Origin of the sequence: Mammaliicoccus sp. FSL K6-3158, from assembly GCF_038005105.1 — a bacterium.
Taxonomy (GTDB): Bacteria; Bacillota; Bacilli; order Staphylococcales; family Staphylococcaceae; genus Mammaliicoccus; species Mammaliicoccus sciuri.
Genome location: NZ_JBBOSL010000001.1, coordinates 588,295 through 610,483, shown reverse-complemented (window position 1 = coordinate 610,483; position 22,189 = coordinate 588,295). Strand labels below are relative to the sequence as shown.

Below are 22,189 nucleotides of genomic sequence, written 5' to 3'. Positions count from 1 at the left end.
TCAAAACTAAATTGACATCGATGTATTACTTTGGTATTTTTAATTAATATTGAATTTTTCAGAATTTTTAGAGTATATATACAGGAGTGAAGTAAATTGACAGAACAATTAAGACCTTTCCGTGCCGACCATGTAGGTAGTTTACTAAGAACTGAGCCTTTAAAGAAAGCTCGTCAACAATTTTCAGAAGGTACGATTACACAAGAAGATTTAACGAAAGTAGAAGATCAAGAAATTAATAAAATTATTGAAAAACAATTAGAAGTCGGATTGAAAAGTATTACAGACGGTGAATTCAGACGGTCATATTGGCATTTTGATTTCTTAGAAAATTTAACAGGCGTAGAAGATTATGAACCAGAAATTGGTTTAACATTTAACGGCGTAGAAACTAAAAAACATGACGTAAGAGTTGTTGGAAAAGTTCAATACAACCCAGATCATCCTCACTTCGCTCATTTTGATTATTTACATAAGCAAGTAAACGGAAGAGCTGTAAGTAAAGTATCAATACCAAGTCCAAATCAGTTATTCCATCCAAACATATTAAACCATGACATCTACCCGGATATTTATGAATATGCAAAAGATGTTTCAGAAGCGTATCGCCAATCAATCCTTAAATTCTATGAATTAGGTTGTCGCTATTTACAAATTGATGATGTATATTGGGCTGGATTAGCAGCAACAAAACAATTAATTAAAAATAGAGAGCGTTCTGAAGAAGAAAAAGCAGAAGCTATCAAACTAGCAGCAAAAGTTGTCAATGATGCATTAGCTGATTTACCAGAAGATTTATTGATTACAACTCATATTTGTCGTGGTAACTATCAATCATCATGGGCAATTACAGGTGGTTATGAACCAATTGCGAAAGAACTATTCACTGAAAAGCTACAAGGCTTCTTCTTAGAATATGATGACAATCGTTCAGGAGACTTTGAACCATTAAGACACTTTGATAGAAACGATGCATATATTGTATTAGGTTTATTCACATCAAAAACTGGTGAACTTGAAGACAAACAAAATATACTTGATCGTTTAAACGAAGCAACAAAATACGTTTCGAAAGATCAATTATGCTTAAGCCCTCAATGTGGTTTCGCTTCGACAGAAGAAGGAAACATCTTATCTGAAGATGATCAATGGCGTAAATTATCTTATGTTATCGAAACTGCTAAAGAAGTATACGGAGAACTATAATTCCACAAAGAAATCCCAATCCGACACATTCGGATTGGGAATTTTTTATATAAGCTTTAAATTGTTTCGAAAGCGTATTTTTCAATTACTTCTTGATGCTGTGGATACTGTTCAATCAATTGAGCCTGTGTAAACAGTTCGAATTTTTCAAACTGGAATCCTGGTGCGCACATACAACCTACAAGTGCATAGTCATTGTCACCTTCAACAGTTGAAGCAAATATAACGCCTTTTGGTACGAGCGCTTGTAATACATCTCCCTCTTCAATATTTGGGCCGACTTTCACTTTTTCATAATGACCATCCGGATAAATCATATGCACAGTCAATGTTTGTCCTGCATGATAATACCATACCTCATCAGATTCTATTCTATGAAAATGCGAAATATTATTTTTTTCTAATAGAAAATAAATACTTGTATATAACGCATTGCCATCATTTAAAGCATGTTCAGATTTAATCGTTTCATGATAGAAACCACCTTCAGGATGTGGTATTAAATTGAGCACGTTTATCCATTTCTCTTTATTCATCTAAACACTCCATTACAAGTCAACATTGTGGAATACTTGTTGTACGTCTTCTAAATCCTCAATTGCATCGACTAATTTTTCAAACATTTGTAAATCTTCTTCTGATAATGTTACTTCTGATTGAGCTAACATTGAAAGTTCAGCAACATCAAAATCTTCTACGCCATTTGCTTTAAGCACATTTTGAACTTGTGCAAATTGATCTGGTTCTGCGTATACAATTGTTAAATCTTCTTCTTCGATAACATCTCTCACATCTAAATCTTCTTCTAATAATAGTTCGAAAACTTCATCAGCAGATTTCCCTTTAAACGCGAATACAGCAGTATGATTGAACATGTATGCAACTGAGCCTGATACACCCATATTACCACCATTTTTACCGAACGCTGCACGTACATCACTTGCTGTACGGTTTACGTTATTTGTTAATGCATCAACAATTAGCATTGAACCACTTGGACCGAAACCTTCATATCTTAACTCATCAAAGTTTTCTTCTGATCCGCCTTTAGCTTTTTCAATTGCTCTATCTATAATATGTTTAGGAACAGAATAAGTTTTAGCTTTTTCTAATACAAATTTAAGATTTTGGTTTGATTCTGGATCAGGTTCACCTGATTTAGCAGCTACATATATTTCTCTACCAAATTTAGCATAGATTCTACTTGTATTTTTGTCTTTTTGGGCTTTTTTATCCTTAATATTATTCCATTTACGTCCCATATTTCCATCTCTCTTTCAAGTGAGTTATTTAACATACCTATTATACAATAATGATTACATCTGGCAAAGTTTACAAATCAAAAAATGTCTGAGACACGATAATTGCCTCAGACTTGTTATGTTTAATCTTTTAAAATACTTGCGAGTCTTAAAATGTGCATGATGATGTTGAGTAAATTAATAAACAAATTAAAGCCCATCTCTCTTGGAGAGAAGTTCCCTAATTTCATACGGTTAAAATCATACACAGTATAAAGTAGAAACAGTCCAATACCTATTACAGATAATACTGTATGGAAAATAGGATTATGGATGAATATACCTAATAAACTTGCGAAGATTAATGCGATTAATGTTACAAATAAATATTTTCCTAAACCTGACGCGTCATCAATCATAAAGTAACCGAGTATACCAAAAGCAGCAAACGCGCCAATTGCTAATGCAATATTGCCATAAAAGGCTTGTGTACCTAATGCGCCTAAATAATACATAAAGGCCGTATATGAAATTACACCGATAAAGAATGCATATATATTTGAAATTAGGCCGCCAAATTTTCTAGACGATTTTACAAATAACGAAATCATAATGAGTACAAATAACCCAATTGTAATTGGTAAGTGTAATGCAGGTGGTACGAATTGACCTACATATGTGCCAACTCCAAAGATTATCCAATAATATAAGAAGTATAGCCATGTTTTTCTAATGGCGGAACCATCAGTATCTGTTTGTTGATAAGATGCATATTGGTTATCATAATTCATCTTTAATCATTCCTTTTTATAACGTAATACCAACATTTTACATGCTATTTCTCTATATATCAAACGTCATGTCTTCGATAAATTGTAACATTCATCATACATACATAAATTACCATATTCCATATAGAAGCGTTCACAACGGTTTTAGCGAACTTCAATCAATGTAAAAAAGCAAAAAATAATTATTGTGTTTTTATTACAAAGTGATTACATCTCGTACATACAATATTATTTTTGTTACCATTACGTGTATAGAAGAAAGTTAATTTTAGTATTCTGTTTTTATATATTATATATACCTAAGGAGGATAAGCCTTTGAAAAAATTTGCATTCGCAGTAACAGCTGTTTCTGGTGTTGCAGCTATAGTAGCTCATAACGACGCCGAAGCTTCAACTCAACATACTGTAAAAAATGGTGAATCTTTATGGATGATTGCAGACCAATACGGTGTATCTGTAAATCAACTGAAATCAAGTAACAATATTTCAGGAAATATGATTTTCCCAGGACAAGTCATTACTGTAAACGGTAGTAGTTCAACAGGAGGAAGCGGTTCACAAGAAACGTCAGCATCTTCAGGCTCTACTTACACAGTTAAAAGCGGTGACTCATTAGCAGTAATCGCACAACAAAACGGTGTTACAGTTGACCAATTAATGAAATCAAATAATTTACAAGGTTATATTATCTATCCTGGTCAAACTTTAAAAATTGCTGGTGGAAGCGGTAGTGACACTTCAACTGCTCCTTCAAATAACACACAACCTACTCAAACAGGTGGCAATCAATCATTCAATGACCAAAACTTATATGACTGGGGTCAATGTACATATTATGTATTTGATCGCAGAACACAAGCTGGTAGTTCAATCAGCACATACTGGGGAGATGCTAAATATTGGGCAGGCGCAGCACAAGCTGACGGTTTCCGAGTAGACGGCACACCTGAAGTAGGTTCAATTATGCAATCTACAGCAGGACAATATGGTCACGTATCATATGTAGAATCTATTAACGCAGACGGAAGTCTATTAATTTCAGAAATGAACTATAATACGCCTCCAGGAGTTAAAGATTACAGAACAATCCCAGCATCACAAGTATATAACTATTCATATATTCATTAATAAAAAAACCAGTTCAGAAGATGAACTGGTTTTTTCTATACAGAAAACTAGATTGTGGTTGTTAGAGTTCGCTAACTTCCATTATTCGGAATTGTGGTAGTTAGATGAGCACTCATTTAGAGACATTTCTCAGAATTCTGTCCCTAACGACACCTCTTACGGACATTTCTCGGAATTCTGTCCCTAACAACGCCTCTTACGGACATTTCTCGGAATTCTGTCCCTAACTCAGAACAACTCCCCACAAAAAATTCATCTATCAATTAATTACGCCTATCCTTCTCAATTTTTCCATACAAAAAAACATCCAAACTTAACGAGTTGGATGTTTTGATGATTTATTATACGAATAAAGCACAAATATGATAAATAATGAAAGAAAGGATAATTGATACTGGTAAAGTTATAATCCAAGTAATAATCATTCTTTGTGCTGTTGTCCATTTAACACCTTTAACACGTTGTGACGAACCTACACCTAAAATAGATGAAGATACGACGTGTGTAGTTGATACAGGTAAGTGAATGAATGTAGCACCAAAAATAACGAATGCTGATGATAAATCAGCTGCTACACCGTTAGCTGGACGGATTTTCATAATGTTTCCACCAACTGTTTTGATAATTTTCCACCCACCTACTGCAGTTCCAAGACCCATTGCAGTAGCACAACTTATTTTAACCCATAATTCAATATCTGTTGTAGATTGCATATTAGCTGAAATAAGTGCCATTGTAATGATACCCATTGCTTTCTGAGCATCATTTGTACCGTGTGAGAATGCTTGTAAAGCTGCTGTACCAATTTGGATAAATCTAAAATTTCTATTAGTTCTTGTTAAATTATTATTTTTAAATACGACTTTGAAAATAGAATATACAATAAAACCAACTATAAACGCTAAAATTGGTGATGCAATTAAAGCTAATATAATTTTTGAAAATCCTTGGTAATGTAATATTCCAAATCCTGCAGAAGCAATAGCTGCACCTGCAATTGACCCTATTAATGCATGTGAAGATGAGCTTGGAATCCCGAAATACCAAGTAATAAGGTTCCACGCTATAGCAGAAATCAATGCTGCTAAAATAACGATTGAACCATTTTCTAATTTAAACGGATCGACAATATCTTTAGCAATTGTTTGTGCTACACCAGTTGCCATTAATGCCCCAACAAAGTTCATAACCGCTGCTAAAATAATTGCATGTCGTGGTTTAAGTGCTTTTGTAGATACTGCTGTAGCGATTGCATTGGCTGTATCATGGAAACCATTAATAAAGTCAAAAAGTAACGCACACACAACAATAGCTACGGTAATAATGAGTAAACTATCCATTTTTTAAAACTCCTTAGCTATTTTTCATAATAATTTGTTCTAATTTGTTTGCTACTAATTGACATTTATCTGCTACATCTTCAAGAGATTCATAAATATCTTTAATTTTTATTAATGTTACTGGATCTGTTTCACTATTGAAAATATATTTAATAGATTGTCTTAAAATACCATCACAATTCGTTTCATATTCTTTAATATTGATAGAATGTACACGAATGTGTGAGAATTTCTTCTCAGCTACTAAAGTCACGGCTATTTCAATTTCTTTAATTGCTGCTTGTATATTTTTCACGAATTCTGCCATGTATTCATCTGAATAACTGATAGAGTACATTTCAAACATTGCTGAAGTTTCTTCCATTTCATCTAATACATCATCTAATGCATCACATAATTCTAAAATATCTTCTCTTTCAATAGGTGTAATGAAAGTTTGATTTAAATCAGTAATCATTTGGTGCATAAGATCATCACCATTAGACTCATAGGCTTTAATTTTATCTGAATAAGCTTTTAAGTCGAAATCTGAATCAAAATCCATTTCTCCAAATTCAACTGATGCGCGACTTAAATTCTCAGCTATAGCTTCTAACTGAATACCAAACTTATCCTTTTTCTTATTAAACATTAGTAATCCTCCCAAAATTTACATCATAATTTATGTAATTACTCTTTCATTGTACTCTTTCAAAATGAATTCGACCACAGTTTATTAATTTATTTTTGAAAATTTAACTTGTCTGTAAACTTTACGTAAACACAAAGTTCACATTGGTATTTTATAACACAAAAAAAGGCTAATGACAAGCACTAGCCTTTATTTTAAATATTTAATTTTTAAAGTACTCTTTGAATCACGCGTTTAGAGTGGATATATGCTAAGAAGGCAAACAGAATATAAATTAATGAATAAAGTGACATCACAATAAGCACTGGTGTATAGAACGATTGTCCCATAAAGAACCAAGCTGATTTAGCCGCGAAATATCCATGACATAATCCAATGATTAATGGTAACGCAAAGTTAAAGCCAATTTTTAGTGCGATACCTTTGGACATATCTTTAGATGTATAACCTAACTTTCTTAAGATAATATAGTTTGATGTTTCATCTTCTGTTTCGTCAATTTGTTTAATGTAAATGATACATCCTGTAGAAAGTAAGAATGCAATACCTAAGAAACCAAGAATGAATAGCATAACACCGAGGCCACTTTTAGAATCATTGTAAATCTCGTAATAAGACATTGAAGAATCCGTTTCACTTTTCACCTTACTAAAGATTTTTTCTGCTTTCTTAACATCTTTATCATTTGTTAAGTTCACACCATATTGCTGATTCAAATCATCATTTTTAGGTTCATGCTTTTTCATTTGATCAAATGTGTGATCTGATACAACATAAACAGGTGCATTATAAGTTATTATTGTAGCCAAATACGATTCTTTGCTAATAGATTTCATTTTAAGATGATGTGTTTGATTGTCCATTTTGTAAGACATTTTTCCTTCATCATTAACAGTAATGACTTTATCAAGAATATCACTGTATCCTACGATTGCTACTTCATCATCTTTCAATTTTAAATCTTTAAATTCAGATGCTTTAGCAACTGTTGAAGGTGAATTAGGAGCTTTACCAGTTGTTTCATCAGCATTCTTCAGCACTTTTCTATCATCAATGATATAACGCGTGACGCCATAATTACGCTCTTTATATTGGATATGTTCAGCATCTAAGGCTTTTTTAAATTGTTGATTAGCCTCTTTATTTACAAAAATATAATCGTCTGGTGCCGTGCTTCGAGCTGTTTCTTCGGCATTGTAATATTGTACGTAACTTAACGCTAGTAGACCAACTGACATAGCTGACACTATTGCGATAATTGTCAGCGATAAAGCATTTGTTTTCATTTTGTGCATAATAGATGAAGTTGAAACAACATCTGTTACGCTCAACATACCTTTTTTATATTTACGAATAGTATTAAATATCAGTGAAATTGAACATCTGAAGAGCAAGTATGCACCCACTATTGTTAAGAATAAAATTGTAAGCATCCTTATATATAACGTTGTCATCCCAGCACTACTGAGATTATCGAACATGACACTTGATAAATAGTAACCACTTATAATCATTACGATACCAATTGCACCAAAAATTAATTCATATAGTTTAATTTTCTTAATTTTAGTATCTGTAGCATTATATTCATGCATAAGTGCTAAAATTGTTTTTCTCTTAATAAATATTGCATTTTGAAAAGCGATAATGATATAAATCGCGATCATAAGTACAATAGTTTGAATGAATGCTTCTATGCTAAAATTCAAATGCGCTTCTTGTTGGATGCCGATGATTTTATATAAAATCATCAATAATATTTTAGATGAGAAAAATCCTAAAATAGATCCAATCACAGCTGTTAATGTGAATAATACAAAGTTTTCTAAAGCAAATATTTTAAAGACTTCACGCTTAGTCATACCAATTAATTGGTACAACCCAATTTCTCTAGATCTTCTCTTTATAAAGAGTTTGTTGGCATAAAGTAGAAATATAACGATGATAATTGTCAGTATTGTTACACCTACTTTAATAGCAGCGCCAACTCTTATACCAGATTGAACACTATTTAAATCTTCAGAGTATCTTAACGTAACAAATCCGAAAAAGAGCATGACACTCATTGTTATTGAAAAGACATACATACTATAATGTCGAATGTTGCGTCTTAAATTCTTAATAACAATTTGATTAAAGCTCATTTACAACACCACCTAACACACTTTGTGTTTTGATGATTTCTTTGTAAAATGTCTCTCTATCATCGTCTCCTTTATAAAGTTCAGAGTAGATTTTACCATCTTTTAAAAATATGACTCTATTTGAATAACTTGCTGCTGATGAATCATGTGTAACCATTACAATTGTTGATTGTGTTGTCTGATTCATTTGATTTAATTTGTTCAGTAAATCTGATGCAGATTTAGAATCTAATGCACCTGTAGGCTCATCAGCAAATATAATTGATGGCTGTGCTATAAATGCCCTTGCTGCTGAAGTTCTCTGCTTTTGACCACCAGAGATTTCACTAGGATATTTATTTTGTATATCTAAAATACCTAAAGCTTTACTAATTTCTTCAAATCTAATTTGAGCTTCTTTTTTAGAAACTTTTTGAATCGTTAATGGTAACATAATATTTTCTTGCACGGTAAGCGTATTAAGCAAATTATATTCTTGGAATATAAATCCGAGCTCTTTTTTTCTGAAATTAGACATTTGTCTATTATTCATGTTTTGTAGTTGATGACCATTTATTTCAATTTGCCCTGTTGTCGCATAATCAATGGAACTTAATACATTTAAAAGTGTCGTTTTTCCTGAACCAGATGGGCCCATAATACTAATGAATTCACCTTTTTCAACAGTCATATCTATTTGCTTCAACACTTCTTGTTGATTTTTTTTAGAACCATAAACTTTAACGAGTTGTTCAGTTTTTAATATACTCATATTCAAAACTCCTTTGAAATTTGTTTATGATTCCATAATATAGCCTTTTTTACGATTCTTCCTTTGATTCATCGTACATTTTTAAGTTTGATGTGACATTATTGTCACTTGCCTGTTCTATTGTTGTTAAATCATTTGGTTGAGGAAAAATAAGCAATACAGTCGTACCTTCTCCATGAGTAGATTTAACATTGACTTTAATACTTAGTCCTTCAGTAATCTCTTTAACTAAATAAAGACCCATTCCTGTGGCTGTTGACTCACGTCTATTAGTCGTCGAAGTAAAGCCCCTTTCAAAAATACGTGGTAAATCTCTCGCTTTAATACCTCGCCCAAAATCTTGAATTTTCAAGTATGTTTGACCATGCTGCTCATAAGTTGAAATGATAATATCTTTATTCTCAGTATATTTCAGAGCATTACTTATCAGCTGTCTAATGACAGTACGACACCATTTTTCATCTGTATATACTTTTTCATCTTCAATTTGAATGTCATACCCTATGCCTTTTGCCATGCTGATATTACGTGCATGTTGAATTTCTTTAATAACCATCTCTTTTAAATCATAATGTCCAAAATAAAAATCATTACTTTTAGAGCTTAAACGTCTAATATAAAGTTGCTGATCCAGTAAGTAGTCGATTCTGCTCCACTCATATAATAAATTCTTTTTTAGAGCTTGTTCTTCGATTTGATCTAATAATAATTTCATTGCCGTGATGGGCGTTTTGACTTCATGTATCCAATCTAATAAATCATTTTTAGTCGCTTGTATTTCTTTATTTTGATTGTGAATAGTACGTCTCGTATGCTCATCATAAAGTTGAATATAATCAAAAACAATCTTTTCATATGTTGATTGATTCAATTCTTTATGTTCAATTTCTTTAATCGGCATATCATTTTTTAATGCGCTATAAAATCTTGTTTCTCGCGTGTAAATCAACCATATAAACACGATAAAAATAATCAAATTTATACCAATTAAGTATAAAGCGCTTTTAAAAGAAAAGGCTACATCTAACCAACTCGTCAACAGTATGGTAGCTTGCATAATTATAAACAGTAATATCCAAATCCATCTTTCTTTCAGAAACGACTTGATCATTTTATCCCTCCGGCTCGTGCGCTATATAGCCTTTACCTACTTTAGTTTCAATTAAATCATTGAATCCAATTTCAGTAAGTTTCTTTCTTAATCGATTAACATTAACGGTTAATGTATTGTCACTCACAAATTGTTCATCATCCCATAAAGCAGTGATAATCTTATCTCTACTCACGATTTCATTTTTATGATTCAACAGAATTTCTAAAATAAACATTTCATTTTTAGTTAACGAAATTTCAATGTTATTCTTTTCAATAATATGTTTACCGTAATCCACTCGCGCTTTATGCCATAATTTGATTCTAGGCTCATCTTTATTATATTGATAAACTCTTCTATAAATTGCTTGTAGTTTAGCAACTAACACTTCCGTGTGAAATGGTTTCTGTATAAAGTCATCAGCACCCAGTTCCATACTCATGACTTGGTCCATCGGATGATCCCTTGAAGATAAAAATACAATCGGTATGTTAGACTGTTTTCTTATCGCACGACACCAATAGAATCCATCATATTGAGGTAACTGTATATCTATAATGACCATGTCTGGTTGCAATATTTTATATTCTTCAAACACGGCACCAAAATCATTTATGCCATGTACTGACCAATCCCATTTTTCTAGTTGTTGCTTCATAGCATTAAATAAAGTTTCATCATCTTCAATTATTAGTAATTCCATACTATCCCTCTACTTTGTATATTTTTTAACTTCTCCTGCTATACTGCGTAGTTGAAAATCTTTAATTCTACAATCAACTTCGAATCCCTTCATCGTTACATTATGAATAGGTGCTTGTGATAAATAATATATACTCCACGGTAATCTTGGTACGTAATTAAATAAATGAACTATAAATTCATTTTTTAACCTTAACTTTCTAAATTCTAACATGCCATTATCTTCATACAAATCTACAGTAAGTGAACCGCCAATAACTTTGAACTGTATAATATCTTCATCAATATTTGGATGTACTCTTTTTAATTTTAATAATGGTTTACTGCGATGTTGAAAATAAACATAATAAATATCTCCAATTAATTCTGTTCTTACTAACGTTCCACTAGTCTCTTGTAACCACTGGAAATAGTATTTCACAACATCCTCTAAATCCCATTTATATGGAATAGGCATTCTATCAACGCTTCTAACGTCATCAATTTTAGACTTCTGTAATTCTATCGATACAGCTGGTCGCTTAATAGATTGTTCTGTCACTTGAACTTCAATACCGGTTGAACTTAATATTTCCATCGTTTCTATATCAAAAGGCGAACCTTTAATGTATATAATTTTTTTAACATTATTTACTTTACATGCTTTCGCCATATTATGACTCGCAATGATGTTTAAATTACGGGCAGTACTTTGTGTTAACTTTGCTGATTTCTTGTTTGGATCTAAATAATAAATTGCAATATCTATATTTTTCAATGCTTCAATCATATCTTTAAGTACAAAAATATCACATTTTCTCCAAGTAACTTCATCATCTATCATCATATCTGATTCATACTTTGTAATCGTATAAAGATTTCCGATATCTTTTAACGTACTGATTAAATGCTTGCCTATATACCCTGATCCACCTGAGATGAGTACATTCGCTTTCATTTTAAGCACTCCTTTATATTCGGACTTTACATATGTGTTATACTGTTTATAAATTATTGTTTAATTAACATAAATATACCACTGTTTGTAATTTATAAATAGAAATAGGAGACATTTTATGAAAGAAATCATACGCGAAATTCGAATAAATGATGTTGAAGACTTTAATAAATTGTTAGATAGCGTGATTAACCAATCCGAATATTTACTATTTAATCCAGGTGAGCATCAAATATCTATACAGAACCAAACTTTATTTCTAGAAGAAATGATTACGACAAGTAACTCTACAATCATTGTTGCGGAATTAAATGACACATTAATTGGTTATGTAACTATTCAAGGTGGCAAAACGAATCGAAATCGTCATGCTGCTAAAATTGCAATGGGTCTACTCCCGACATTTAGAAATAAAGGAATTGGATATAAACTATTACAAGAAACTGAAGCTTGGGCAGTAAGAAGACAACTGCATAGACTAGAATTAACAGTCGTTACGGAGAATGAACCTGCATACCGATTATATGAGAAATTTGGTTTTAAAGTAGAAGGAAAGAAAGAACAAACATTGTATTTTAATGATAAATATTACGATGAATTTATGATGGCAAAATTATTATAAAAAAGGCAAACTCATCACGTATTTCGCGTAGTTTGCCTTTTTTATTATTCATCTTTTTTAATCACTGTTTCAGAATCTTGGTTTGCATTATTTTCATATGGTGACTGTTTCGTATTAGCCCCTAGAAACATCATGACATTATTGTAATTTTTCTTAGATTCCTTCAAGTTCATATGGAATTGGTATTGATGACGTAAACCGTGTGTACCATCAAAGAATGTTGTAGTCGTTTGAACACCTTGCTTTTTAAGGACTTCATCAAATTCTCTATTTTGTGGATCAAATGGGTCAGCATCTCCAACCGTTAAAAATGTAGGTGGATAATCTTTTGTCACTTGATCAACGGTAGATAGTTGATTAATTCTCGCAAAGTTCTGTTCCCATTCCTTAGTACCCGTATAACTCGTCATAAATAAATCAATTCTAGGAAATTCTGTAGCTCTCACCGTTTGCATATTATATAACCCACCAAAAAGAATGGCAGCTTTTAAATAGTCTTTTTTAATACTTGGCTTCATACGCATTTGTTGTTGCAATTTATCATTTGTTTGTAAAGCCACATATTGACTGGCAATTTGAGCACCTGCAGAATCTCCGCCATATACGATTTGTCTATAATCGATATTAAATTTATTTCTATGTTTTAATGTATATTTAGTAGCTTGATCTAATTGCTGTATTGGTGTCGGATATTGGTAATCAGGTGCTAAAGCATAATTAACATTTACGATGATATATCCTTTTTCAGCAATTTGTGCTAAGTATGGATTCTTATGTCTTTTGTCTCCCGCAATAAAACCACCACCATGCGTCCAAAAAATAACTGGCAATTTCTCACCTTTTTTCATTTTTGAAGGCATAATAATATCCATTTGACTATTTGGTGCACTGTGTCCATAAGATACATCACGTATCAATTTTACTTTCTTATTGTTTAGTAACAATTGATTGGCTCTTTGAGCTTGTAATTGTGCTTCCCTTTGTTTATGTTCCTGATATTTGTTATAACCGTAAAACCCACTTACAACAACGATGATCGCTACAATCAAAATAAACAATCGTCGTTTTTTCCTTTTCATATGTTCACTTCCTCATGTAAGAAGATAGTTTAACATATTCAATTATTTTATGCGATATGTTTTTTGTTATCTCTTTTACGACTAATATATTTAACAACAATTGCAGCACAAATCACTAAACCTATAACACCCATAGCTGGATATAATTTATCAATAAGTGATGAGAAACCTACAAAGCTTAAGCCATAAGCGAGAACCATAGATATCGTCAATAATACAACGTATTTTTTAGAAAACGGTACAGTAAATCTTGCCGTAAATGAGTACATAAGTCCTAAAATCGTGTTGTACATAACCATAAGCATAATCACTGATAATGCAAGCCCAATAACAGGTGAAATTGTTCTAGCGAGTTCTAACGTTGGTATCTCAATATCTTTAATATTAGGATATTCAACTAATAATCCAGCATTGATAAGTGCTAATAATATTAAATATATAATACCACCAATAATGCCACCTAAGCCTGAAATACGTCGCTTATCAGCATCTCCACCAATGGCAATTAATGTACTAAATCCTACTGAGAAGGCTAAACCACCATAAATAAATCCTTGAACAATTCCCCAGAAAAGACTTGGTGATTCAACCGTATCGTTAATTTCAGATATGCCTACTTGGCCATTCACAAAGAAGTAACCTGCTATTATTAAAATAACAATGATTAAAAACGGTGTTACGACACCTAGTGCTTTTACAATTTTATCGAAGTCTAATAAAAGCGTGATATATATAACAATACACATAATTAAAGCACCTAACCAAGTTGGCACCCCAAAACTTTCATTAAATGCTGATCCTGCGCCAGCTATCATCGTTACTGATATACCAAATAAGAAAAATATTAATACATAATCTATAACGATACCTGCTTTACCAAATAAATAGTTAATTGTTGAGCTATGATCATCTGCATCGAGTGCCGTACCAATTTTAGCTACTTGTCTACCAAAAAACGCCAACATTATACCAGATATAATAACTCCTATATACCCGTATAAACCATAGTGGGTAAAGAATTTCATTACCTCTTGCCCTGTCGAGAACCCTGCACCAACAACGACCCCAACATAAGCAAACCCTATTTTTGTTGCTTCTTTCAAATTTGACACAAACTTTCCTCCTCATAATTTTGTTCAACATAATGATGTATACCCACTATTCATGAAAGTATTCCAAAAAATTAAGAGCAAGACTATAAAAGTCCTGCTCTTTTTCATATATATTTATGAATTATCTTTAATTGATTGACTATAATTTGCTCTTGTAACTGTAAAACCAACAATAACTGCTAGTGCAAGTAAAATGATACCAAACCAGTATGACTGATGAATACCTTGTGTCATAGCATGATTAATTTGATCAACTGTTGGTTTCTTGATACCTTCTAATGCTGCTCTTTGTCCACCGTTCATAATACTTACAAAAATCGCAATACCTAATGCGCCACCAATTGGCTGTAACATATTGGATACAGCTGTACCGTGTGGATACATTTCTTTTGGTAAAGCGTTTAATGCGTTTGTATTAGCTGGCATCAATACTGCAGAAATACTAATCATTAATATAATATATACAATAACAAATATCCAAACCGAAATACCTGGATGAATTGTTGAATAAAATATTGATACACATAACAATATGATTAAACCTGGTACAACAAGTTTTCTAGGACCAATTTTATCAAATATGGCACCCATAAAAGGTGACAAGAAACCATTTAATAAAGCGCCTGGTAATAAGATCAGTCCAGCAACTTTAGCACTGAAACCCATAGGACCTTGCAAATACATTGGCATTACAATTTCAGAAGCAAACATTGTCATAATAACGACTACGAAAATGATAACGCCTTTAGTATAATTGTGATATTTAAACACTTTTAAATCTAATAAAGGTTCTTCTAATTTAAGTTGTCTAAAGACAAATAGTATCATTGTAATGATACCGATGATGAGTGTGATATATATTGAAGGACTTGAGAATCCGCCTTCTGTACTACTCACAGAAGAAACACTATATATAATTGTCGCAATACCAATTGTTGATAAAATGATTGAAAAGACATCAATTTTTGGTCTTGTAACTTCTCCAACATTTTGTAAATATCTATATGCGAATATAAACGTAAATAGCATGAATGGGATAACGATTAAAAATAACCATCTCCACCCTAAATAATCAACAATAACACCTGATAATGTTGGACCTAATGCAGGTGCAAACATAATGACTAATCCGAATTGCCCCATAATTTTCCCGCGTTCATTTTCATTATAAAGCATGAGCATTGCATTCATGACAGTTGGAATCATAAGCCCCGTTCCAGCTGCTTGAATCATTCTTCCTACTAATAACATTGGGAAATTAATAGCTAACCCCGCAGTTAAAGTCCCGATAGAAAATATTGTTACTAACCCTAAAAATAACCGTCTCGTTGTAAACCATTGATTTACGACTGCAGACAATGGTGTTAGTACACCCATTACTAACATGAAACCAGTTGCCATCCATTGGACAGTTGGTGCATCAACATCAAATACTGACATTAATTCTTTTAATGCAATATTTAAGAGTGTTTCATTTAAAATCATGAAAAATGTACCAACTAAAAAGACAATCATAATTATTTTTCTTTTAAACTGATTCTCCATTTTTTTCTCCTAAATTTTATTTTGTAACTTGTCTATGATGACATAAAAAAGAAACCTAGTCAAAAGACTAGGTTTATGCATTTTGAGATTTGGATAGTTGTGAAAAATCTACCACTACTTGGTCCATCCTCTTCGCTGTTTCTTTCATAATATTTCTAGCAACTTTATTTTCTGGGTCTATCTTAAGTATTTGCTTACTTATATCAAAAGCTTGTTTGTCAGAAAGTAAAGGTTCCGGTATAGCATGTAAAAGAAGCATTTGTAATAAACTCTTAACTTCTTTATGATCTGTTAAAATCATCGATCTTTCAGCATGATAATAAGCTGAATGAAATGCGCCATCATGTTCACTATATGGATAAACGTGTAACAAGAACGCTAAGTCATGAAGTTCACTTGTTTCTTCCTTCTTAATACAGTCTAATATAAATGTATAAAACATCGTACTTTCTTCTTCGTGAGCTGCTGAAATAAAGTGTTCTTCAAATTCTAAGAAATCCACTTCGGACATCAATCTATATGCAGTATCAAATTCGCCACTTAATATATGACCTTTAATCAAATCCTTCATTCAATGTCCTCCTTTTCTCTCTATGCAACATTCACATTCTTTTCAATGTTAAAATTTTAAAGTCAAAAATATTATAACATGTTTTGTAATAAATTACCTTTAAAAAAGAAAACCAACTTAAATTTTAAAATATAAATGGTGATGATACTTGCATCGGTGATTAAATCGAGCATCACAATTTGGGCATACTTCTTTTAACATATAATCATTGATAGAAATTGTTTCTTTACAAACCCCACAAAGTATCGCATGTACATTAAATTCAGATTGATCCCATCTTTTAATGTCATGCTTTTCACATTCATTATGGCACTTGTAACAAGGATAGAATTTATCACAACATTTAAATTTAATAGCGATGATATCAAGTGGCGTATGATAATGTTCACATCTAGATTCATTATCTACAGTTAAGCCATGTATTTTCACCATAGTATCCTCCAAAAAATTTACTTTAAGTGAACATCTCATAATTATAGCTATTTTGTCAATTTATAATGATTTGACATAAACGATAAATTTTAATAAAATTAACATATGAACATATATTCATATGTTAGGAGAATAATATGACTACAAATACTATTTTAGATGACGAAACATTATTACTTGTATCACAAACTTTTAAAGCATTAAGCGATCCGACTCGCGTAAAGATATTACATTTATTATGTACCGGTCGACATTCTGTAGGTTGTATAGCTGAAACACTTTCGCTAAGTCAATCTTCCGTGTCGCACCAATTAAGATTTTTAAAGAATCTTAGGCTTGTTAAATTTGAACGTGAAGGTAAAAGTATTTACTACTCAATAGATGATGATCACGTTATCTTATTATTAAAACAAGCCATCGAGCATGCCAAACATTAACAATTTAGGAGGTGTTTTTATGGGACATGAACATCATGGACATGACCACAACCATGTTCATACAAATAATAAAAAGATACTACTCATTTCATTTATTATCATTGCCGTATTTATGATAGTTGAAGTGATTGGTGGATATATTACAAATAGTTTAGCTTTACTATCAGATGCTGGACATATGCTTAGTGACGCCATTTCACTCTTTATTGCATTAATGGCATTTAAATTTGGTGAGCGCGTAGCCAATAAGAATAAGACATATGGCTATAAGAGATTTGAAATTTTAGCAGCTTTAATCAATGGTGTCTTATTGATTGGTATTAGTATATATATCTTTTATGAAGCCATTTCAAGATTTATAGATCCACCAGAAGTCGCTTCAACTGGCATGTTAATCATAAGTACAATCGGTTTACTTGTAAATATATTCATTGCTTGGTTAATGTTTAAAGGTTCTGATACGAAAGACAACTTAAATATGCGTGGTGCATTCATTCATGTACTCGGAGATTTATTAGGATCAGTTGGCGCAATCGTAGCAGCACTCATTATGATTACATTCGGTTGGAAATTAGCTGACCCGATAGCAAGTGTTATTGTGGCACTATTAATTATTAGAAGCGGATATGGTGTTACGAAATCTGCATTGAATGTACTAATGGAAGGAACACCATCAAATATCGATGTTCATGAAATATCTGAAACAATCACTTCACACCCAGATATTATTGAAGTACATGATTTGCATATATGGTCCATTACAAGTGACTTAACAGCATTAAGTTGTCACGCAGTCGTAGATAAAGATAAGACTGTACAGGAATGCGATAATATAATAGAAGAAATCAATCATAAACTTATTCATAAATCTATACATCACGCAACAATCCAATTAGAAACACCAGATCATCAACATGACAGTTCCCTACTCTGTTGCATGGAACAAACAGAACACGTACATTAAAAAAGCTAGAACATTTAGGTAAATATACCTAATTTGTTCTAGTTTTTTTACTTTATATAATTTGGTATAGGAATCTCTCTCAGTCTTCGTGCGATACACCTTGATTTTTTACCCTAGCGCACAATATCTCTTAGTCTTCGTGCGATACACTTTGATTTTGTACCTTAGCGCACGATATCTTTCAGTCTTCGTGCGATACACCCGGGTTTTGTATCTTAGCGCACGATATCTTTCAGTCTTCGTGCGATACACCTTGATTTTGTACCTTAGCGCACGATATCTTTCAGTCTTCGTGCGATACACCCGGGTTTTGTACCTTAGCGCACGATATCTCACGGTCTTCGTGCGCTATACCTGGATTCAGTACCCCATCACACTATTCAAACTCAAATTTATGATATGCATTAACTTACTTATAATATACTTTAGTATTTCCTTGTGTAATCATTTTAAAATGTCCTTTCATAATATATGAAAGTGTATTTCTATGTACACCATTACACCACTTCCTGGCTTCTTTCATATTGAATGGTGCTCCTTTCAAATACATTAATTCGTCTAAAGTATTTAAAATAAGTTCTTTTCTAGGTATCTCATTAAAACAGTTAGTGCAAGTGATTATTTTCTTTTTATTTTTCAGTGGTGTATCTATTATATTGTTACATTGTGTACATCTTACACCAGGTTTTAATTTGTTAAATTCATAATTCAGATATTGATGATAATCATCTTCAAAAGGTGTATGGAGATTTTGTAATGTGGTTTTTATTATAGAATTATTTGGAGAGTTATTATTGTTAAGGAGATGTCTTACTTTATTTAACTGGTTTGGTAAAATAATTGTTTCTTCATCTATTTTGCCTTTCATACTAAAATTTCCGTTAATAAATATTATATAGCTTTTTATTGTTCTTTCTATATCTAATTTATCAAGTACTTTATTTAGGATATAGTCATTTCTATCTAATTGAGCTAACGGATATTTAATTACAAACCCGTTATCACAAATCAAATTACCATTATTAAATTCATATTTACCAAAATAATTTTTGATTTCGAATTGATATATAATCTTATCAGTGATAACTATAAAATCAAATTGATAATTTTGAGTACTTTGAAGTTGTAAATCATATATAAACTCTAATTGATCAATAGAGTTTAATATTTCCAAAAACTTCCTTTCACCTTCTTTTCCTTTTTTATATGTTTCATACTTTTGAATATCTTGAGGACTTATATATGTTTTACCTATAAGAGATCCAATCACTGAATAATAGTTCTTTTTCAATGGTTCACCTTCTTTATAAGTTTATTCATTTCCATTTTAATCCATCTCAGTAAAAAAATCAGCCACAACATCAATGTAGTGGCTGATTTCTTCTATATAAATGATTCAAATATTAATTGTTTACCTGGCACTTTCTTATCATCGAATCCTTCTAAGAATGGTTGATTATCATAAGGTACTTTGACTCTTTCTACGTTTATGGCACCATCTTTAACTTCTACTATGCCATACACTGCGTATGCATCGTTATTTAATCCTACTGATCCTGGATTAAAATATATTGTTTCTATATCATCAAAGTGATGTAACACGTGATTATGTCCGAATGTGACAAAATCTGCATCTACTCCGTTAAATAATCCGTGTACATGTTCTAACGAAGGATCTACAATTGGTTCAAATGGATCTTCACTAATATGCTTATCCATATTTTCTTCGAGTATTCGATAATGTGTGAAATAAAATTTTAAACCGTCTATTTCTTTTGTAACTTCACGTTTAAGTTCATTTAAAAAGGTATAATATTTGCTGTCTAAATGTTCTACTATCCATTGATGATGTTCATAGAACTTACTTTTCAAACTTTCAGGATATGGCTCGTTGTTAACGACTGACATAATCGCTTCGTCGTGATTACCAGCAATGTATGTCATATCTTTTCTACTTGTTACGGTTTCAAGAACTTCGTTAGTACAATGGCCAACACCAATATTATCACCTAAGTTATAAATGTGATCTATATCCGTTCGATTATCGATATCTGAAAGTACCGCGTTTAATGCATCGATATTTCCGTGTATATCTGTTAAAATTGCGAATTTAACCATCATAATACTCCTTTATGATTATTGATTAAATTGATCAACTGCTTCTTTAATTTCAACATCTCCTGAAACGACTTGGAATTCTTGACCAATTTTCTCATCATTGTTTAATACTTCAACCAAGACAGTCGCTACATCTTTACGAGGTATTTTTCCACGTTCTACTTCTTCTGCTAAAGTAACTGTTCCAATAGCATCATCATTTGTTAGCGCACCAGGATGAACGATTGTATATGGTATATTAGCGTTTCTTAAATGTTCATCTGCATAGTGTTTAGCTATTGTATAAGGTTTTAAATCTCCTTCAAAAGCTGATCTTCTCGTATCAAATGAAGATACGAGTACAAAATGTTTCGTACCTGCTATTTTACTTGCTTCAATTGATTTAACTGCTCCGTCTAAATCAATAATAATTGTTTGGTCCGCACCAGTATGTCCACCTGAACCTGCTGTAAACACAACTTTATCTGAATCTTTTATTTTTTCAGAAATGTCATTGATGTCGTCATATTCAAGATCTAGTGGTGCTGTTGTTGCTCCTAAGTCTTCAAAGAAACTTGCTTGACTGTTTTTTCTAATACCTGCAACAACTTCATTGCCTTCTGCTACTAAATCTTCAACTAAATGTCTTCCTATTTGTCCATTAGCGCCTATTACGAAAATCTTCATTATAAAACACTCCTCTAAATTTTTTCATGTATAAAACGATAGTTGTGTAATCTATCTGGTGTGATTAACCTTGAAGTCACTTCATATGGCTTTTTATAGTTCATATCAGAAACAACAATTGAACCATCATTTTTTACTTCTTCAACTATTGCGACGTGTCCTAGTTCACCATAATCTGTTTGTAAGATTGAGCCTTCACTAGGTTTTCCGTTCACTTTATAACCTTCTTCTTTGGCACGGTCATCCCAATGTTTAGCGTCACCCCAAGATGAACTAATTTTTTTATCAATTTTCAATCTTTCTTCAAATACATAAAATGTACATTGACCTTCTTGATAAAAATTACCAAGCGAACGGTCATCTGTTTTATCATTCTTTTTAATTTGTTCTGTGCGCATTGCTACTTCTTTTTCTTTCATCTGCTTCTTTACATCTTCAACATAATGATTAAAAAAATCGAATCCACCTTGGCTTTTAAACAGCAATACCATCGTTATGATAGCGACCCATGTTGCAAGGTATATAATGAAGCGGAATAACTTTTTCATAGCTCACTCCTATAACTAATATACCTCAAATATATGAGTTATAACGTAGGATATCAAATAAAGTGCTTATAGCTCTTTACAAAAAATTCGCAAATGCAAGAAAGTTTTTGACAATTAAATGACATTTTCA

The 22,189-nt window shown here is 31.9% G+C and carries 24 protein-coding genes; 5 read left to right on the top strand and 19 right to left on the bottom strand.

Features of this window, described 5'->3' with window-relative positions; translation table 11 throughout:
• Window positions 1–96 precede the first annotated feature (96 nt).
• The gene (locus tag MHH94_RS02840; RefSeq protein WP_078354989.1) at window positions 97–1,206 is read left to right on the top strand and encodes a 5-methyltetrahydropteroyltriglutamate--homocysteine S-methyltransferase; all 1,110 of its coding nucleotides are present in this window, start codon (window positions 97–99) and stop codon (window positions 1,204–1,206) included.
• A gap of 56 nt (window positions 1,207–1,262) precedes the next feature.
• On the opposite strand, the gene MHH94_RS02835 is transcribed toward MHH94_RS02840, so the two are convergent.
• From MHH94_RS02835 to MHH94_RS02825, 3 genes are all read right to left on the bottom strand, one after another.
• Window positions 1,263–1,742 carry a cupin domain-containing protein gene (locus MHH94_RS02835; RefSeq protein WP_048541254.1) on the bottom strand — a complete coding sequence of 160 codons (480 nt, stop codon included), beginning with the start codon at window positions 1,740–1,742 and terminating at the stop codon, window positions 1,263–1,265.
• Window positions 1,743–1,754: 12 nt separating this feature from the next.
• A complete protein-coding gene (locus MHH94_RS02830; RefSeq protein WP_088592190.1) occupies window positions 1,755–2,468 on the bottom strand; it encodes a YebC/PmpR family DNA-binding transcriptional regulator in 714 nt (237 codons plus the stop codon).
• Between the two features lie 122 nt (window positions 2,469–2,590).
• On the bottom strand, window positions 2,591–3,238 hold the full coding sequence (locus tag MHH94_RS02825) for a Bax inhibitor-1/YccA family protein (protein WP_106417733.1): 648 nt from the start codon (window positions 3,236–3,238) through the stop codon (window positions 2,591–2,593).
• A gap of 316 nt (window positions 3,239–3,554) precedes the next feature.
• On the opposite strand from MHH94_RS02825, the gene MHH94_RS02820 reads away from it, so the two are divergent.
• The gene (locus MHH94_RS02820) at window positions 3,555–4,367 is read left to right on the top strand and encodes a LysM peptidoglycan-binding domain-containing protein (RefSeq protein WP_106417734.1); all 813 of its coding nucleotides are present in this window, start codon (window positions 3,555–3,557) and stop codon (window positions 4,365–4,367) included.
• Window positions 4,368–4,708: 341 nt separating this feature from the next.
• Here MHH94_RS02820 and MHH94_RS02815 read toward each other — a convergent pair whose 3' ends face one another.
• From MHH94_RS02815 to MHH94_RS02785, 7 genes are all read right to left on the bottom strand, one after another.
• Complete coding sequence (locus MHH94_RS02815; protein WP_048541261.1) at window positions 4,709–5,707, bottom strand: inorganic phosphate transporter; 999 nt, start codon at window positions 5,705–5,707, stop codon at window positions 4,709–4,711.
• Between the two features lie 13 nt (window positions 5,708–5,720).
• Window positions 5,721–6,338, bottom strand: a complete 618-nt coding sequence (locus MHH94_RS02810) for a DUF47 domain-containing protein (RefSeq protein WP_037590003.1) — start codon at window positions 6,336–6,338, stop codon at window positions 5,721–5,723.
• A gap of 209 nt (window positions 6,339–6,547) precedes the next feature.
• Window positions 6,548–8,482, bottom strand: a complete 1,935-nt coding sequence (locus tag MHH94_RS02805; RefSeq protein WP_058592374.1) for an FtsX-like permease family protein — start codon at window positions 8,480–8,482, stop codon at window positions 6,548–6,550.
• Complete coding sequence (locus tag MHH94_RS02800; protein ID WP_048541263.1) at window positions 8,472–9,233, bottom strand: ABC transporter ATP-binding protein; 762 nt, start codon at window positions 9,231–9,233, stop codon at window positions 8,472–8,474. The genes MHH94_RS02805 and MHH94_RS02800 overlap by 11 nt, the downstream gene beginning before the upstream one ends.
• Window positions 9,234–9,282: 49 nt before the next feature.
• Entirely contained in the window at window positions 9,283–10,344 is a 1,062-nt protein-coding gene (locus MHH94_RS02795; RefSeq protein WP_106417735.1) for a sensor histidine kinase, read from the bottom strand.
• A 1-nt stretch (window position 10,345) separates the two neighbouring features.
• Window positions 10,346–11,029, bottom strand: a complete 684-nt coding sequence (locus tag MHH94_RS02790) for a response regulator transcription factor (RefSeq protein WP_048541267.1) — start codon at window positions 11,027–11,029, stop codon at window positions 10,346–10,348.
• Window positions 11,030–11,038: 9 nt separating this feature from the next.
• On the bottom strand, window positions 11,039–11,965 hold the full coding sequence (locus MHH94_RS02785; protein WP_058592375.1) for an NAD-dependent epimerase/dehydratase family protein: 927 nt from the start codon (window positions 11,963–11,965) through the stop codon (window positions 11,039–11,041).
• A gap of 118 nt (window positions 11,966–12,083) precedes the next feature.
• Here MHH94_RS02785 and MHH94_RS02780 point away from each other — a divergent pair, with 118 nt between their 5' ends.
• Window positions 12,084–12,587: a GNAT family N-acetyltransferase gene (locus MHH94_RS02780; protein WP_048541269.1), complete on the top strand. Its 504-nt coding sequence runs from the start codon at window positions 12,084–12,086 to the stop codon at window positions 12,585–12,587.
• 44 nt (window positions 12,588–12,631) lie between these two features.
• On the opposite strand, the gene MHH94_RS02775 is transcribed toward MHH94_RS02780, so the two are convergent.
• The 5 genes from MHH94_RS02775 to MHH94_RS02755 all read right to left on the bottom strand — a co-directional run bounded on the left by MHH94_RS02775 (window position 12,632) and on the right by MHH94_RS02755 (window position 17,326).
• Window positions 12,632–13,666: an alpha/beta hydrolase gene (locus tag MHH94_RS02775; RefSeq protein ID WP_048541270.1), complete on the bottom strand. Its 1,035-nt coding sequence runs from the start codon at window positions 13,664–13,666 to the stop codon at window positions 12,632–12,634.
• A gap of 47 nt (window positions 13,667–13,713) precedes the next feature.
• A complete protein-coding gene (locus MHH94_RS02770; protein WP_078354990.1) occupies window positions 13,714–14,778 on the bottom strand; it encodes a YkvI family membrane protein in 1,065 nt (354 codons plus the stop codon).
• A gap of 114 nt (window positions 14,779–14,892) precedes the next feature.
• The gene (locus MHH94_RS02765; RefSeq protein ID WP_058592377.1) at window positions 14,893–16,323 is read right to left on the bottom strand and encodes an MDR family MFS transporter; all 1,431 of its coding nucleotides are present in this window, start codon (window positions 16,321–16,323) and stop codon (window positions 14,893–14,895) included.
• A 73-nt stretch (window positions 16,324–16,396) separates the two neighbouring features.
• The gene (locus MHH94_RS02760) at window positions 16,397–16,894 is read right to left on the bottom strand and encodes a hypothetical protein (protein WP_037590018.1); all 498 of its coding nucleotides are present in this window, start codon (window positions 16,892–16,894) and stop codon (window positions 16,397–16,399) included.
• 117 nt (window positions 16,895–17,011) lie between these two features.
• Window positions 17,012–17,326 (bottom strand): CHY zinc finger protein, encoded by a 315-nt coding sequence (locus tag MHH94_RS02755; RefSeq protein ID WP_084755727.1) that lies wholly within the window; start codon window positions 17,324–17,326, stop codon window positions 17,012–17,014.
• A gap of 137 nt (window positions 17,327–17,463) precedes the next feature.
• On the opposite strand from MHH94_RS02755, the gene MHH94_RS02750 reads away from it, so the two are divergent.
• Both MHH94_RS02750 and MHH94_RS02745 read left to right on the top strand, forming a co-directional pair.
• Entirely contained in the window at window positions 17,464–17,763 is a 300-nt protein-coding gene (locus tag MHH94_RS02750; RefSeq protein ID WP_025907403.1) for an ArsR/SmtB family transcription factor, read from the top strand.
• Window positions 17,764–17,782: 19 nt separating this feature from the next.
• A complete protein-coding gene (locus tag MHH94_RS02745; RefSeq protein ID WP_058592379.1) occupies window positions 17,783–18,727 on the top strand; it encodes a cation diffusion facilitator family transporter in 945 nt (314 codons plus the stop codon).
• 409 nt (window positions 18,728–19,136) lie between these two features.
• On the opposite strand, the gene MHH94_RS02740 is transcribed toward MHH94_RS02745, so the two are convergent.
• From MHH94_RS02740 to MHH94_RS02725, 4 genes are all read right to left on the bottom strand, one after another.
• Complete coding sequence (locus MHH94_RS02740) at window positions 19,137–20,018, bottom strand: nuclease-related domain-containing protein (protein WP_232157278.1); 882 nt, start codon at window positions 20,016–20,018, stop codon at window positions 19,137–19,139.
• 92 nt (window positions 20,019–20,110) lie between these two features.
• Window positions 20,111–20,845: a metallophosphoesterase family protein gene (locus MHH94_RS02735; RefSeq protein ID WP_106417893.1), complete on the bottom strand. Its 735-nt coding sequence runs from the start codon at window positions 20,843–20,845 to the stop codon at window positions 20,111–20,113.
• 18 nt (window positions 20,846–20,863) lie between these two features.
• Window positions 20,864–21,511 carry an SDR family oxidoreductase gene (locus tag MHH94_RS02730; RefSeq protein ID WP_048541281.1) on the bottom strand — a complete coding sequence of 216 codons (648 nt, stop codon included), beginning with the start codon at window positions 21,509–21,511 and terminating at the stop codon, window positions 20,864–20,866.
• A gap of 14 nt (window positions 21,512–21,525) precedes the next feature.
• Window positions 21,526–22,059, bottom strand: coding sequence for a CHAP domain-containing protein (locus MHH94_RS02725; protein WP_106417892.1), 534 nt, complete (start codon window positions 22,057–22,059; stop codon window positions 21,526–21,528).
• Between the last annotated feature and the right edge of the window lie 130 nt (window positions 22,060–22,189).

Coding starts and splice junctions, on each gene's coding strand:
- MHH94_RS02835 (WP_048541254.1), bottom strand. CDS start 1,742: ATGAATAAAGAGAAATGGATAAACGTGCTCAATTTAATACCACATCCT.
- MHH94_RS02830 (WP_088592190.1), bottom strand. CDS start 2,468: ATGGGACGTAAATGGAATAATATTAAGGATAAAAAAGCCCAAAAAGAC.
- MHH94_RS02825 (WP_106417733.1), bottom strand. CDS start 3,238: ATGAATTATGATAACCAATATGCATCTTATCAACAAACAGATACTGAT.
- MHH94_RS02815 (WP_048541261.1), bottom strand. CDS start 5,707: ATGGATAGTTTACTCATTATTACCGTAGCTATTGTTGTGTGTGCGTTA.
- MHH94_RS02810 (WP_037590003.1), bottom strand. CDS start 6,338: ATGTTTAATAAGAAAAAGGATAAGTTTGGTATTCAGTTAGAAGCTATA.
- MHH94_RS02805 (WP_058592374.1), bottom strand. CDS start 8,482: ATGAGCTTTAATCAAATTGTTATTAAGAATTTAAGACGCAACATTCGA.
- MHH94_RS02800 (WP_048541263.1), bottom strand. CDS start 9,233: ATGAGTATATTAAAAACTGAACAACTCGTTAAAGTTTATGGTTCTAAA.
- MHH94_RS02795 (WP_106417735.1), bottom strand. CDS start 10,344: ATGATCAAGTCGTTTCTGAAAGAAAGATGGATTTGGATATTACTGTTT.
- MHH94_RS02790 (WP_048541267.1), bottom strand. CDS start 11,029: ATGGAATTACTAATAATTGAAGATGATGAAACTTTATTTAATGCTATG.
- MHH94_RS02785 (WP_058592375.1), bottom strand. CDS start 11,965: ATGAAAGCGAATGTACTCATCTCAGGTGGATCAGGGTATATAGGCAAG.
- MHH94_RS02780 (WP_048541269.1), top strand. CDS start 12,084: ATGAAAGAAATCATACGCGAAATTCGAATAAATGATGTTGAAGACTTT.
- MHH94_RS02775 (WP_048541270.1), bottom strand. CDS start 13,666: ATGAAAAGGAAAAAACGACGATTGTTTATTTTGATTGTAGCGATCATC.
- MHH94_RS02765 (WP_058592377.1), bottom strand. CDS start 16,323: ATGGAGAATCAGTTTAAAAGAAAAATAATTATGATTGTCTTTTTAGTT.
- MHH94_RS02760 (WP_037590018.1), bottom strand. CDS start 16,894: ATGAAGGATTTGATTAAAGGTCATATATTAAGTGGCGAATTTGATACT.
- MHH94_RS02755 (WP_084755727.1), bottom strand. CDS start 17,326: ATGGTGAAAATACATGGCTTAACTGTAGATAATGAATCTAGATGTGAA.
- MHH94_RS02750 (WP_025907403.1), top strand. CDS start 17,464: ATGACTACAAATACTATTTTAGATGACGAAACATTATTACTTGTATCA.
- MHH94_RS02745 (WP_058592379.1), top strand. CDS start 17,783: ATGGGACATGAACATCATGGACATGACCACAACCATGTTCATACAAAT.
- MHH94_RS02735 (WP_106417893.1), bottom strand. CDS start 20,845: ATGGTTAAATTCGCAATTTTAACAGATATACACGGAAATATCGATGCA.
- MHH94_RS02730 (WP_048541281.1), bottom strand. CDS start 21,511: ATGAAGATTTTCGTAATAGGCGCTAATGGACAAATAGGAAGACATTTA.
- MHH94_RS02725 (WP_106417892.1), bottom strand. CDS start 22,059: ATGAAAAAGTTATTCCGCTTCATTATATACCTTGCAACATGGGTCGCT.